Source organism: Metabacillus schmidteae, from assembly GCF_903166545.1.
GTDB lineage: Bacteria > Bacillota > Bacilli > Bacillales > Bacillaceae > Metabacillus > Metabacillus schmidteae.
In genome coordinates this window covers 2,889,145-2,903,214 of sequence record NZ_CAESCH010000001.1, presented here as the reverse complement: position 1 = coordinate 2,903,214, position 14,070 = coordinate 2,889,145, and the positions used below count along the sequence as shown (strand labels likewise).

11 protein-coding genes are annotated in these 14,070 nt (G+C 36.6%); 9 read left to right on the top strand and 2 right to left on the bottom strand.

All coding sequences use genetic code 11. The features are described 5' to 3' along the window. Positions 1-118: 118 nt before the first annotated feature. A complete protein-coding gene (locus HWV59_RS14010) occupies positions 119-1,669 on the bottom strand; it encodes an IS1182 family transposase (protein ID WP_175639212.1) in 1,551 nt (516 codons plus the stop codon). A 339-nt stretch (positions 1,670-2,008) separates the two neighbouring features. After that, positions 2,009-2,941 (bottom strand): 5-dehydro-4-deoxyglucarate dehydratase, encoded by a 933-nt coding sequence (kdgD, locus tag HWV59_RS14005; protein ID WP_175639211.1) that lies wholly within the window; start codon positions 2,939-2,941, stop codon positions 2,009-2,011. A 382-nt stretch (positions 2,942-3,323) separates the two neighbouring features. On the opposite strand from kdgD (HWV59_RS14005), the gene HWV59_RS14000 reads away from it, so the two are divergent. The 9 genes from HWV59_RS14000 (at position 3,324) to gucD (ending at position 14,040) form a co-directional block, all read left to right on the top strand. After that, the gene (locus HWV59_RS14000) at positions 3,324-4,652 is read left to right on the top strand and encodes an MFS transporter (protein ID WP_175640066.1); all 1,329 of its coding nucleotides are present in this window, start codon (positions 3,324-3,326) and stop codon (positions 4,650-4,652) included. Positions 4,653-4,686: 34 nt separating this feature from the next. Further along, entirely contained in the window at positions 4,687-6,045 is a 1,359-nt protein-coding gene (gene gudD, locus HWV59_RS13995) for a glucarate dehydratase (protein WP_175639210.1), read from the top strand. 163 nt (positions 6,046-6,208) lie between these two features. Then, complete coding sequence (locus HWV59_RS13990) at positions 6,209-6,913, top strand: FadR/GntR family transcriptional regulator (protein ID WP_102231364.1); 705 nt, start codon at positions 6,209-6,211, stop codon at positions 6,911-6,913. A 387-nt stretch (positions 6,914-7,300) separates the two neighbouring features. After that, complete coding sequence (locus HWV59_RS13985) at positions 7,301-8,317, top strand: mannonate dehydratase (protein ID WP_175639209.1); 1,017 nt, start codon at positions 7,301-7,303, stop codon at positions 8,315-8,317. A gap of 19 nt (positions 8,318-8,336) precedes the next feature. Further along, positions 8,337-8,846, top strand: a complete 510-nt coding sequence (locus tag HWV59_RS13980) for a tripartite tricarboxylate transporter TctB family protein (protein WP_175639208.1) — start codon at positions 8,337-8,339, stop codon at positions 8,844-8,846. A gap of 12 nt (positions 8,847-8,858) precedes the next feature. Further along, entirely contained in the window at positions 8,859-10,364 is a 1,506-nt protein-coding gene (locus tag HWV59_RS13975; RefSeq protein ID WP_175639207.1) for a tripartite tricarboxylate transporter permease, read from the top strand. Between the two features lie 63 nt (positions 10,365-10,427). Further along, on the top strand, positions 10,428-11,432 hold the full coding sequence (locus HWV59_RS13970) for a tripartite tricarboxylate transporter substrate binding protein (RefSeq protein WP_175639206.1): 1,005 nt from the start codon (positions 10,428-10,430) through the stop codon (positions 11,430-11,432). 171 nt (positions 11,433-11,603) lie between these two features. After that, entirely contained in the window at positions 11,604-12,542 is a 939-nt protein-coding gene (gene kdgD / locus HWV59_RS13965; protein WP_175639205.1) for a 5-dehydro-4-deoxyglucarate dehydratase, read from the top strand. Between the two features lie 34 nt (positions 12,543-12,576). Further along, the gene (gene gucD / locus HWV59_RS13960) at positions 12,577-14,040 is read left to right on the top strand and encodes an alpha-ketoglutaric semialdehyde dehydrogenase GucD (protein WP_175639204.1); all 1,464 of its coding nucleotides are present in this window, start codon (positions 12,577-12,579) and stop codon (positions 14,038-14,040) included. Positions 14,041-14,070: the final 30 nt, after the last annotated feature.

Here is a 14,070-nt window from a genome sequence, read left to right as displayed (position 1 = left end):
TGTGAGGGTTTAGATATTGAATTTTGAGGTGTATGTCTTCTTTAGACATACACCTCATTTATTTTATGAGAAGTTAGGGACAATGGACCTGTCCGAGACCACTGAAAAAGTGCCCTTTTTAAATACTCATTTTATGAAATTTACGGATTCCAACTATATATTTCAAGAAAATGGAATAAAAAATGATTATAGCTGACTTTTTAGAGGATAGTATCGCTGCTATCCTCTTTAAATTTACTGCTAATGCAGTTAATTTTGCTTGTAAGGCCACGCTTTTTAGATCGTACCCCCTGGCACGATCTAACCCGTGGAAATTCTTCATCTCACCATTTTTCCATTCGTGAGAAGCTCTTTCCCGATATTTTTCTTTGAATTCATCTGACTTTTGTTGTTGGCTGTATTCATAGAATTCTGGAGTATTGATCCCAACCTCTAAAACTTTTGCTACAGTTTTACCAGAAATACAAACATCTCTAAACGGGCAACTTCTGCAAGTTTCCTTTCCAAAGTAATAACGATAGGATTGTCGGTTTTTAGTCTTTTTGTGGTATTTCCTTACGGAAATATTCCCCTGAATACAGAACCATTCATCAGAATCTTTATTGTAGCTGTAAAATGCTTCATTTACTCTATAGGCCATTTCACTTACTGGTATGTATGCTTTAGCTCCAATTTCTTTTATTCTATCTAGTATTATCTTACGAAAATATGCCTTATCGGCAAATATTTCTTCTATGAAAATACCGCCTTTTTTTGTTTGTTCTAATAACTCGTCAAACATTTTACCATCCACATAGGCCCCATTATCAACATGAACTGCTGTTATAATTCGCTCTTTCGGTATCATCATAAATTCTGTTTTATAACCAAAGAAATGGGAAGTTTTACTTTTATGTCCAACTCTAGCGTCTAGATCTACAATGGAACGAACTCCTTTTTGTTCCAGAAATTTAGGGTCCTCCAGAATTTCTTTCGTAACCTCTAGTAATTCCTTCACCTTGGAGTTGTTTTGTATTTCTGTATGTTCTTCTACACTTGAAATTATCTCTTCGAGATAAGACTTCATGGTTGCCTTAGCTTCTTTATGATCTTTTATTTCTTTATAATCTGGAATCTCCTGATTTATTTCCTTCGGTACTTCACCGTTTTCGTTCTCCACAGTTTTAAAAATCTTTTTAGCTAGACGCTTCATTACTCTTTCTGCGGTACATTTAAATGTGTTAGATGCTGTGTGAGTTGTATCAATGCTTATTCCCGTTCCCTGTATAATCCCTTTATCTACACATTGTTTTACGATTTTAGAGATGATGTCATCAATCGTTAAATTTCCTTCTAATTTATTTTTATGAAACTTAGTCAAAAGGCTTGGATGAGGTAGATCATCTTCGGGGTTAATGCCTAGAAAATACATGTAAGCAAGGTTCAATGAAGCCTCTTCAATAACACGTTCGTCTGATAAATTATAAAGATATTGTAAGACTAAAAGTTTTACCATAAGCTCAGGCTCTTTTGCCGGTCTACCATAATACTTACTGTAGGTTTTTTCGAGTTCTATGTTAATGAAACTAAAATCTAATTCGTCTCTAAGAATTTTAAGTTGATGATTTTCAGGAATTTTATTGTATAATACTGAATAGATGCTTAATTGCATATCTTTGTCTTTAAGCATAAAAGAAAACCTTCCTTCTTTTGATTAATTGTTTCTTGGTCGATTCAATTATACCAAAAATAGGAGGGTTTTCTTTTTTATTATACTGTTTTATTATATATCCCCATTATTTAGGAGGTGTTTTTCAGTGGCCTCGACCTGTCCCTATGTTCCACATCAGTATAGTAAATTATTTCAGATAGGATTTTGTTGCCTTTGATGTTTTTTAGAGAGTCTCTGGCTTCTTGTTCTGTTTGGTATTCATACATGAGAATATTGTTATTTGTGTATAGAGTGATTACCCACATTATCGATCCTCCATTACATGTTTTTTTTAAGTGATTAGTCCATTTACTAAATTTAAATGGATGGAGCTACTGTTTCTTTTGGGTAACGATTTAGGGCATTTTCTAAAATTCTTTCCAGTTCTACATAGTGTTCTTTTTCCACAGGCAGGATTGGAAGTCTTACTGTTTGACCAACAGGAATGCCCATAATTTCCATACCGGCTTTTATCAGGGATACCGCATAGCCATTACGCTGGCGTCTAATATTGTTAATAGGTAAGATAACGTGTTGATATAAATCATCAATTGTTGCTTGGTCATTTTCAATCACTGCATCAAAGAATTTCCGTGAAATATGCGGGATATAGTTTGAAATCGCTGATGAGTAGGAATCAAAACCAAGTGGAACATATGCTGGCATTGTCACTTCAGCCAAAGGCATGCCGTTTAACCACCCAAAACGTTGTTTAAAGGTCTGCGTTAATAGTGTATTTAACTCCATATTGCCTAATCCATCTTTTACACCAACAACTTGCGGCACATCGGCAAGCGTTTCCAATACAGGGATCGATAATGCGATTTTATCACGCTGATAAACAATCGCATTTAAATCCGTACTCTCTGCAATCGTTTTAAAATACTGTGCTAATCCTGCTTGTTCACCTGGCACAAGGTAAGGAGGGAGGATCAAATAACCATCAGCTCCTTTTTCCTTAGAAATTTTTGCAAATTCTAAAGATGTTTGAATGTTACCGCCAACTCCTGTGTAAACAGGTACCCTTTTGTTCGTAACACTAACTGCTACATCTACCATTGCTTCGTATTCTTCTTTACTTAAAGAAGGATATTCACCAGCTGCACATGCAACAAAAATAGCTTCAAGACCTTCATCTAATAAAAATTGAATATTATGAGCAAGTTTCTGTTCATCAAGCTTATTGGTTTCGGTAAATGGTGCGATAGGGAATCCTAAAATACCTTTTGGTGCAGTTCGATTTTGACACATATTTATTCCTCCAATTTTTAAGTTGTATTTTGTAATATTGTAAGACAAATAGAAGAAGAGGTCAATTACTGAGTTTTTAATTTTTATTTTTTAAAAAAAGATCTCCTTAAATATCCGGATTATTTCCTATAAATATATAAAAATAGACAAAAAAATTTTAATTTTTTTCTAAAAAAAAGCATTTGACAACTTTTTTTATTTGTCTTACAATTAGACAAAAATATAAATAAATGTAATTATCAAAAAATAAAGGCGTGATATTTTAATGTGAAATTCGACAAAAAAGGTGATGGATGTATTAGTATTTATGTAAGCGATGTCAATTAAACATAAAGGAAGTGAAGAAATGGGTGCTCCAGAAAAAGTAATTAGTACTTCACCAATGATTCCTGCAACAGAGAAGAAAACACGTACACGTTGGTTTATCGTTTTTATGTTGTTTTTAGTTACAGCTCTTAATTATGCGGATCGAGCCACATTATCAATTGCAGGCTCAGATATGTCCAATCAATTAGGCTTGGATTCCGTGATGATGGGGTATGTATTCTCAGCATTTGCTTGGTCTTATGTAGCAGGACAAATTCCTGGCGGCTGGCTACTTGACCGATTTGGATCTAAAAAGGTCTATTTTTGGAGTATCTTCCTTTGGTCAGTTTTTACTCTATTACAAGGATTTATCGGATTTTTTGGAACTGCCGGCACAGCCGTTATGGTATTATTCGGTCTCCGTTTCCTAGTGGGGTTATCAGAGGCACCATCTTTTCCCGCGAACAGTCGTATTGTTGCTTCATGGTTTCCAAGTCATGAAAGGGGTACTGCAGCAGCGACATTTAATTCAGCACAGTATTTTGCAACCGTTCTCTTTGCTCCTATAATGGGTTACATTACATACCAGTTCGGTTGGGAATATGTCTTCTACTTTATGGGTGTAGTTGGAATTATCGTTGCTTTTTGCTGGCTTAAAGCCATTCACAGTCCAAAGAATCACCCGCGGATTAATCAGGCTGAGCTTGATTATATAGAATCAGGTGGAGCCTTAATTAATATGGATCAAAATGAAGGTAATGAAAAGAAGGAAAAGAAGGGTGAAAACTGGAATAATATTAAAAAATTATTATCCAATAAAATGTTGTTAGGAATCTATCTTGGACAATATTGCATTACAACTCTTACTTATTTCTTTCTTACTTGGTTCCCTGTTTATCTGGTTCAAGAAAGAGGCATGACCATTTTAGAAGTTGGATTTATTGCTTCATTGCCAGCTATTTGCGGATTTTTGGGAGGAATTCTTGGAGGGATGTTCTCAGATTTCTTACTTCGAAAAGGTTTCTCTTTAACCATTGCCCGTAAAACACCGATTGTCATTGGTATGGTGTTGTCAATGAGCTTGGTTGCTGCAAATTATGTGGATGCACAGTGGATTGTTATTTTTGTGATGGCATTAGCATTCTTCGGTAAAGGCTTTGGAGCACTTGGTTGGGCGGTTGTTTCTGATACATCGCCAAAAGAAATGTCTGGAGTAAGTGGCGGTTTATTCAATACATTTGGTAACATCGCCGGAATTACAACACCAATTATTATTGGTTATATTATTGGCACAACTGGTTCCTTTAACGGAGCACTAATTTTCGTAGGTGCAAATGCACTTGTCGCTATCTTTAGCTATCTGTTCCTGGTGGGCGAAATTAAACGTGTCGATTTAAAAGCTTAATTGTTAAAAATATAGATTGATAGGAGAGATAAATATGGAAAATCAATTAGTAAAAGAAACAGTACAAAAGAGTGCACCAGTAATTAAGGAAATGACGGTTATCCCTGTTGCAGGTCATGACAGTATGCTTCTAAATTTAAGTGGAGCCCATGCACCGTATTTCACTCGTAATATTGTCATCTTAAAAGATAATAATGGGAATACAGGTGTAGGTGAAGTACCAGGTGGGGAAAAAATTCGCCAAACACTTGAAGATGCAAAATCACTTGTGGTTGGTCAATCTATTGGAACGTACAACAATATTCTAAATAAAGTCCGCAGTCAATTTGCTGATCGAGATTCAAGTGGACGTGGTCTACAAACGTTCGATTTACGTATTACGATTCACGCTGTAACCGCTTTAGAAGCAGCTTTACTAGATTTAGTAGGTCAATTTTTAGGTGTGCCGGTGGCAGCTCTTCTTGGTGAGGGTCAGCAAAGAGATAAGGTTGAAATGCTTGGCTATTTATTTTATATAGGTGATCGTAACAAAACTGATTTAGCTTATGTAAGTGATCGTGATGCAAATGATGCATGGTCCTACCTTCGTCATGAAGAAGCGTTAACACCAGAAGCGATTGTTCGCTTAGCAGAAGCAGCTCGTGAACGTTATGGATTTAATGACTTTAAATTAAAAGGTGGAGTTCTTCGAGGAGAGGAAGAAATTGAAGCAGTAACAGCTCTGGCAGAACGCTTCCCTGATGCTCGTATCACATTGGATCCAAATGGTGGTTGGTTATTAAAAGATGCTATTAGACTTTGCAAAAATCAGCATCATGTATTAGCTTATGCTGAAGATCCATGTGGTGCAGAAAACGGTTTTTCTGCACGAGAAGTAATGGCTGAATTCAGACGCGAAACAGGTCTTCCTACTGCAACAAATATGATTGCAACTGACTGGCGTCAAATGGGTCACTCTATTCAGCTTCAATCAGTTGATATTCCATTAGCAGATCCACATTTCTGGACAATGCAAGGTTCTGTTCGTGTTGCACAAATGTGTCATGAGTGGGGATTAACTTGGGGTTCTCACTCTAATAATCATTTTGATATTTCTTTAGCTATGTTTACGCATGTTGCAGCAGCTGCTCCTGGAAAAATCACTGCAATTGATACTCATTGGATCTGGCAGGATGGGCAACGCTTAACAAAAGATCCATTCAAGATTAGAGGTGGAATGGTGGATGTTCCTACGAAACCGGGATTAGGTGTTGAAATTGATATGGATCAGATCGAAAAAGCACATCAGCTTTACAAAAAAGAAGGACTTGGTGCACGTGATGATGCAATCGCAATGCAATATTTAATTCCAGGGTGGAATTTTGATCCTAAAAATCCTTGTTTAGTGAGATAAAACTCTTAATTTTAAAAGGCGTTGCTCGACGAGTGACGCCTTTTAGTATAGATGGAGTTTTCAAACTTAATTAATGCTAAATCTTGACAATATACCATAATTGAATTACGATTTAGTATTATTGTCATACAATTATCTATCACAGAAAGGAGGCGGCCTACAAATGGAAAATAAACAAGTGGATTTAAAATCCCTTAGTCGTAAAACACTGTCTAATCAGGTAATTGATGAAATTATCTCTTTACTTAACACAGGTCAACTTAAACCAGGTGATCGACTTCCTTCAGAATTAGAATTAATGGAAATCTGTAATGTCAGTCGACCAGTCATAAGGGAAGCGATGACCTCTTTAGAAGTGTTAGGTATTGTTAATCGAAAAACCCGTAATGGTACATTTTTTTCTGATAAAATTGGAAGCAAGCCATTTTCGATGATGCTAGCGCTTTCCGCAACAGATCTATCTTCTATTATTGATACACGGGTTGCCTTGGAACTTGGTCTCATTACATTAGCAGCCGAAAAAATAACGGATGAAGATTTAGCAAAGTTACGAGAGTTAATTGAAGAAATGAGAGGACTCCCAACAGAGGATTCCTCAGATGTTGATAAAGAATTCCATAAAGTAATAGCACTTTCTGCGAATATTCCTTTATTTGAGGCAATTATCGACCCCTTACAAAGATTTCATCATAAAGTATTAGAGCAAATTCCGTTAAAAGATCGAAATCTAGAGCAAACGATCCAATACCATGTGGATATATATAACGCACTTGAAAAGCGTGATCCAATAGAAGCTTACGCTAGTATGTATCGTCATCTTGATTTCGTAAGGCAGAAGGCACTGAAAAACTTAAAAAATAACAATTAACCCGAACAAGTTTGTTCGGGTTATTCTTATGGGGAAATTAGATAGTATATATCAATGCTCTACACAGTAAACCGTTCTTCACAATCTATTTCATACCATAATTAAATTCTATTTACTGGGTGAAACATCACAATTACCATTAAAACCTACCATTTATTCTACATGAATGAAAATCATTATCAATACAAATAATTGATTGGTAGAAAAATGGGATTATTAGCTTTAACTAAAATGGATTTTTCTGATATATCAGTTTTTTTCGAATTATGGGTTGACTACCTATTTTTATTGTCTTACAATTAAAATGTAATAATTAATAAAATATTTACTATTTAATATAAGCGGATACTATATTTGCTGCAAACATTAACAAGGGGGAATTTTGGGATGATGAAAGTGTCGGTGACGACAACCAAATTTGATTTAACGGATGCTGAGTTACGCCAAATGTGTCAGTTAGGGGTAGATTGTATTGATTTTGGTACAGGTTCTTCATTTCCTGGTGTAAAAGAACAAGGGTTTCCTGATTTGGACGAACTTTTAAAAATGAAGCGGAAAATTAGATCTTTTGGTCTTGATATCAACCGTGTAACTTTACCAGATATATCTTCCAAATTTATGAATAACGAAGATGGTAGTGAGATAGAGCTAGAAAACTCAGTCAATGCTGTAAAGGTGTTTGGAGAAGCCGGGATAAAGATTGTCAGGCAGCGTTTTGCGGGCGACACATTTAATTACATGACAAAAAGCTTCCAGGCAAGACAAAGAGGGGGAGCCATTGCACGTGGTGAAAGCTTAGGGTTTAACAAAGAACCTTATGAAACTCCTACTCTTGAAGAACACGAAAAATGGTGGGGCCGTTTCCGTGACGCTTATTCAAAGCTTGTACCTGTGTGTGAAAATTATGATGTTAATTTAGGGATGCATCCTTCTGATTCACCAAATCATGATACTCCATTTGGCGGTCTTGGTTATCGACGAATTATGGATGAATTCCCAAGTAAAAATGTTGGATATATCTATTGTGTTGGAACCAGGGCTGAAGAAGGCGGACGTTCACTCGTATTAGATGAAATTAATCATTACGGGAGAAAAGATCGTATTTTCCTCGTCCATTTTCGAAATGTAAGAGGAAGTTTGCCGACAGCAGGCGCTTTTGAAGAGGCGTTGCTTGATGATGGTGATATGAATATGTTTAAGATTTTACTAGAGCTTCGAAAGGTTGGCTACAATGGATGTTTAAATCCCGACCATGTTCCGATGATGGAAGGAGATAACCCCGACCTTGATGGAAACTGGGCTCACTCTAATATTGGCTGGAGCTATGGCAGTGTAGGTTTTGCTTATTCCATTGGTTATATTAAGGCATTGTTAGCAGCGTTGGTAGAATTCGAAGGAAGATGATAGAGGGGGGGAAGGAGATATGGCAAGGATCAATAAAGATATATTTGCAAGCGCTTTCTTCATTGTGTTTTCAATTGTAATGTACATTGCCTCTAACAGCATTATAAAGTTAACTGTTTCTAAAGTGGGCGCCGACTTTGTACCGAAATTAGTTGCGATCGGAATGTTAATCTTAAGTATTTTCTATTTAATCAATTCTGTGAAACAACAGATTCGCTCAAAAAAAGAATTGAATTCACAAACCTCAGTGAACAAAGAAGAAGAGGTTGTTGAAGAGAAGAAGAAAATCAGTTCGCTATCTGTGTTAGGAACAGTGGGTTTGTTGGCACTCTATATCACTTTATTACCATATTTAGGGTTTCTTATTATGACAACTGTTTATTTATTTTTCCAAATGTATTTATTAGCAGCTAAAACAGAAAGAAACATACCTTTATTTATTGTCATATCCATTATTACATCAGTATTTATCTACTATATTTTTAAATACGTGTTCCACTTAATGCTACCAGCAGGAATTTTAGGGTAAGGGGGGTTCAACATGTTTGATTTATTTATTGACGGATTTTCCTCTGTTTTAAACATTACGACAATTGTTTATATTCTTGGTGGTGTCGCTTTAGGATTAGTATTTGGTTCAATCCCTGGCCTAACTGCTACAATGGCGATCGCTATCACATTACCGATTACATTTGGGATGGAACCGATCTTGGCTATGTCTTTACTGATGGGGTTATACATAGGTGGAGTATCAGGTGGACTCATCCCTGCTATTCTATTAAACCTTCCAGGAACGCCTTCTTCAATTGCAACAACGTTCGATGGTTATCCGATGGCCCAAAAAGGGCAGGCGGGACCTGCATTTGGCTATGCGATTGTATTTTCCTTCATAGGAGGATTAATTAGTATTATTGTACTAATGCTATTATCTCCTCCACTTGCAAAATTAGCACTTAAATTTGGGCCTTTTGAGTATTTTGCCATTACAATCTTTGCGTTAACGATGATCTCTAGTTTGTCAGGTAATTCATTAATCAAAGGGTTATTAAGTGGATTAATCGGAATTTCATTAGCGATGGTTGGTTCAGCCCCAATCGATGCTTTCCCAAGATTCACGTTTGGATTTGAAGACCTTAATGCTGGTTTTCAGCTATTACCTGTACTAATCGGTTTATTTGCGGTATCGGAAATCATTAAATCTTCTGAAGCGAAGCTAGGAAAGGGACAATCGGTCCAATATAAATTAAAAGGGTTTGGTTTTACTGTTGGTGACTTTTTCAAACAAGGCTGGAATGGGTTACGATCAGCCCTAATTGGGATCGGGATCGGGATTTTACCTGGAATAGGTGGAGGAACAGCCAATATAATCGCTTATGTTGCTGCGAAAAACCAGTCAAAAAAACCTGAAAAATTCGGTACTGGAATTCCAGACGGTATTGTTGCTTCAGAGACATCGAACAATGCTGCAGTAGGTGGAGCACTTGTCCCGTTAATTTCTTTAGGTATCCCTGGAGACACGGTCACAGCCTTGCTTTTAGGTGGATTAATCTTACACGGACTTAGTCCTGGACCTTTACTTATCGAGAATAACGGAGATGTTGTTTATAGTATTTTTGCTGCTTTAATTATCGCAAACTTTTTCATGATTGCCTTACTATTCTGGGGGATGAGACTCTTTACGAAGGTCCTAAGTATCCCGCAATATATCCTTTTACCAATTATCCTTGTACTTTGTGTAGTAGGAGCAATTGGTGTAAATAATCGTTTATTTGATGCAGGAGCTCTTTTATTTTTCGGAATACTTGGTTATGCGATGTTAAAATTTAATTTCCCAATAACACCGGTAATTCTAGGATTTATTTTAGGACCACTTGCCGAAACGAATTTACGAAGAGGACTTATGTACTCAAAAGGAGACTTTACACCATTTATAACAGAACCTATCGCTGCTACTTTCCTAGCTCTAGCCGTTCTATCAATTCTTTTCAAAATAATAAGTAATTTTAAGAAGAAAAGAAATATAGATTCAAATTCAATAGGAGCTTAAGAAGTACCCTTAAAGGTGGTTTATAGGAAATACCTATAGATAAAAAATAATAGGAGGTCTATTATGAAAAAAACATTCAAAGGGATTATGGTATTAATCACAACGATTTTGGTCGCAGCATTATTTGCTGGGTGCTCACAATCGACTAGTAATGAGGGGGACACTAGTAATAAAGACAGTAAAGGTGGAAGCAATTATCCTTCACAACCTATCACAGTTGTCGTACCAGCAGGAGCAGGTGGAGATACGGATGCAAATGCAAGATTACTAGGCAAATATTTGGAAAAGGAATTAGGTCAACCAGTAGTTATTTCCAATGTAACTGGCGCGGGTGGAACAGTTGGGGCAAACGAAGTGTTAGATGCTGATCCTGATGGTTATACAGCTCTATTCTTCCATAATTCTTTATTACTAAACAGAATAATGGGCTTGACAGAAGATAGCTATGATTCCTTCAAACTTGCAGGCATTTCCGTATTAGATCAGGGGAATACGTTTATGGTGAGTGCTGATTCTAAATTCAAAGATCTTAAAGGCATGATTGATTATGCTCGTGATAATCCAGGTGAAGTTTCGATCGCGACTGAGGTTGGTGGGTTTACTCACTTGCAGCTATTAGCATTACAAGAAGACCAAGGAATTGAATTAAATATCGTCGATGTAGGTGGTGCAGCTGAAAAAGTAACAGCTTTATTAGGCGGGCATGTGGATATTGTTCCAACATCGTATGGATTAGTAAAGAACTATGTAGAATCTGGAGACATGAGATCACTTGGTATCATGGCAAGTGAACGAGTTGATCTTATGCCTGATGTACCAACATTTGTAGAACAAGGAGTTAATAGTGAATTTGAAAAATTCTTCTTCTTTGGCTTTAATCCTGATACACCTGATGAAATTGTAGAAGCATTTTCAAAGGCTGTTGAGAATGTAGTAAATGATGAAGAATATGTGAAAGAAGCAGAGAAATTCCTTGTAACACCAACATATATGAATCCGGATGAATCATTTGAATATATGAAACAATCCGAAGAAAAGTATATTGAAATTAATAATGCTAGTAAATAATTCCCGGATTGTGTGCTCATAACAATGAACTGTTGTTATGAGCTTTATCAATTACCGATAAAAGATTAATTTTTTTCTATATTCAAAGTTGACAATCATTTCTATTTGTCTTACAATTTAATTAATTGTAAGACAAATAGACAATTCAAAGTAGGGAAAGGGATGGTTGAGATGACAGAAACAAGGAAAGCTCCAACAGGAATTTTAGGATTTCCAACGGCGCCATTTAATGAACAAGGCAACATCGATGAACAGGCGTTAGCAGCCAATATTAAATTTTTAATTGATTCAGGGCTTTCATCTATTTTTATTGCGTGTGGATCAGGTGAATTTCATGCACTAAACAAAGCTGAATATCAAACAATGCTTGAGGTTGCAGTTGCTGTCACAAACAAGAAAGTTCCTGTCTATTCAGGAGTTGGAGGTTCGATTGCAGAGGCTGTTGAATTAGTCAGACTTTCAGAAGATCTTGGTGTAGACGGATACTTAATACTTCCTCCATACTTAATTGAAGGCGAACAAGAAGGATTATATAATTATTACAAAACGATAGTAGGCAGCAGTGATTTAAATGCTATTCTTTATCAGAGAGATAATGCAGTCTTACAATTACCAACAGTAAAGCGCTTACTAGATGAATACCCGCAAATTGTTGGGATTAAAGATGGTCATGGAAATATGGAATTAAATCTAGAGTTAACACAAACGATTGGGAATCGTGTGGAATGGCTAAATGGCATGCCTTTTGCTGAAATTACAATGCCTGCTTACAAAGGAATTGGATTTAACTCATATTCTTCTGCAATATCAAACTATCTTCCGCATGTTTCTAGGTTATATTTCGACGCATTACGGCAAGGGAATGATCAATTAGCAAATGAAATCTATTTGGATGTGCTTCTTCCAATTAATTATATTAGAAAGCAAAGAAAAGGATATGCCGTTTCCTTAATTAAGGCTGGCATGAATATAATGGGGTTCCCGGTGGAAAATTCGGTTCGACCACCATGTGTTCCAGTCGAACAAGAGCATTATCAGCAATTAAAAAATATTATTGAAGAGACATTGGAAAAATACCCGGCCCAGCAGAGAGAAGTAAGTAATTCTTAAAAATAAATACGTAAAAATTAAAGGAGGAACATACATGGCTGTAGAAACAAAAAATATAACATACAAAAACTTTATTAATGGAACTTGGACAGAATCTTCAAGTGGCGATGTTCAAAAAAGTATCAACCCTGCAAACAATGATGAAGTTGTAGGTTATGTTCAAATGTCAACAAAAGACGAAGTTAATCAAGCAGTTGCTGCTGCAAAAGAAGCTCAAAAAGTGTGGAGAAAATTAGCAGGAAGTGAACGTGGTGCGTACCTTTATAAAGCTGCTGATATTTTGGAAAAACGTTTAGATGAAGTAGCTGAAACGATGACTCGTGAGATGGGAAAAACATTACCTGAAGCAAAAGGTGAAACTGCACGTGGTGTGGCAATCCTTCGTTATTACGCTGGTGAAGGCATGCGTAAAGTAGGTGATGTGATTCCATCTACAGACAGCAAAGCATTAATGTTTACAAGCAGAGTACCATTAGGAGTAGTTGGTGTCATCACACCGTGGAACTTTCCAGTAGCTATTCCGATCTGGAAAATGGCTCCTGCTCTAATTTATGGTAATACTGTCGTACTAAAACCAGCACAAGAAACAGCTGTTACAGCTGCAAAAGTTATTGAATGCTTTGAAGAAGCAGGCTTCCCGGCAGGAGTAGTGAATTTTGTAACTGGCTCAGGTTCCGTAATCGGCCCAGCGCTTACCGACAATCCAGATGTAAACGGAATCACATTTACAGGTTCAAACGGAGTAGGTAAAGGAATTGGTCAAGCGGCATTAAGTCGCGGAGCAAAATACCAACTTGAAATGGGAGGTAAAAACCCGGTTATCGTTGCTGCTGATGCTGATCTGGATTTAGCAGTTGAAGCAACAATCAGTGGTGCCTTCCGTTCAACAGGACAAAAATGTACGGCAACTAGCCGAGTAATTGTTGAAGCGTCAATCTATGAAACGTTTAAAGAAAAGTTAGTTGAGAAAACAAAAGAAATTACAGTTGGAAATGGTCTTCAGGATGGAATTTGGATGGGACCATCTGTTAGCGAAGGACAATTAAACACAGTCCTTTCATACATTGAAAAAGGAAAAGAAGAAGGTGCAAGACTAGTTGTTGGTGGAAACCGTTTAACAGGTGAAGAATACGATAAAGGTTATTATGTAGAGCCAACGATTTTTGATAATGTTACTTCAGAAATGACAATAGCACAAGAAGAAATCTTCGGACCCGTTATTGCGCTTATTCAAGTAAACTCAATCGAGGATGCACTTGCAATTGCAAATGATGTTCAATACGGTTTAAGTGCTGCAATTTTCACAAGTAATATTGCAAACATGCTTTCCTTTATTGAAGATATGGAAGCAGGGCTTGTACGCATTAATGCAGAAAGTGCCGGTGTTGAGCTTCAAGCCCCATTCGGTGGAATGAAACAATCCAGCTCCCATTCTCGTGAACAAGGGGAAGCTGCTAAGGAATTTTTCACTTCAATTAAAACAGTGTTTGTTAAGTAAGTTTGATAGATTAGAAGTGACTGTTAAGTA

Excerpts from the sequence above, each read along its gene's own strand:
- HWV59_RS13970 (WP_175639206.1), top strand. The coding sequence starts at position 10,428 with ATGAAAAAAACATTCAAAGGGATTATGGTATTAATCACAACGATTTTG.
- gucD (WP_175639204.1), top strand. The coding sequence starts at position 12,577 with ATGGCTGTAGAAACAAAAAATATAACATACAAAAACTTTATTAATGGA.
- HWV59_RS13980 (WP_175639208.1), top strand. The coding sequence starts at position 8,337 with ATGGCAAGGATCAATAAAGATATATTTGCAAGCGCTTTCTTCATTGTG.
- HWV59_RS13990 (WP_102231364.1), top strand. The coding sequence starts at position 6,209 with ATGGAAAATAAACAAGTGGATTTAAAATCCCTTAGTCGTAAAACACTG.
- gudD (WP_175639210.1), top strand. The coding sequence starts at position 4,687 with ATGGAAAATCAATTAGTAAAAGAAACAGTACAAAAGAGTGCACCAGTA.
- HWV59_RS14010 (WP_175639212.1), bottom strand. The coding sequence starts at position 1,669 with ATGCTTAAAGACAAAGATATGCAATTAAGCATCTATTCAGTATTATAC.
- kdgD (WP_175639211.1), bottom strand. The coding sequence starts at position 2,941 with ATGTGTCAAAATCGAACTGCACCAAAAGGTATTTTAGGATTCCCTATC.
- HWV59_RS13985 (WP_175639209.1), top strand. The coding sequence starts at position 7,301 with ATGATGAAAGTGTCGGTGACGACAACCAAATTTGATTTAACGGATGCT.
- HWV59_RS13975 (WP_175639207.1), top strand. The coding sequence starts at position 8,859 with ATGTTTGATTTATTTATTGACGGATTTTCCTCTGTTTTAAACATTACG.
- HWV59_RS14000 (WP_175640066.1), top strand. The coding sequence starts at position 3,324 with ATGATTCCTGCAACAGAGAAGAAAACACGTACACGTTGGTTTATCGTT.
- kdgD (WP_175639205.1), top strand. The coding sequence starts at position 11,604 with ATGACAGAAACAAGGAAAGCTCCAACAGGAATTTTAGGATTTCCAACG.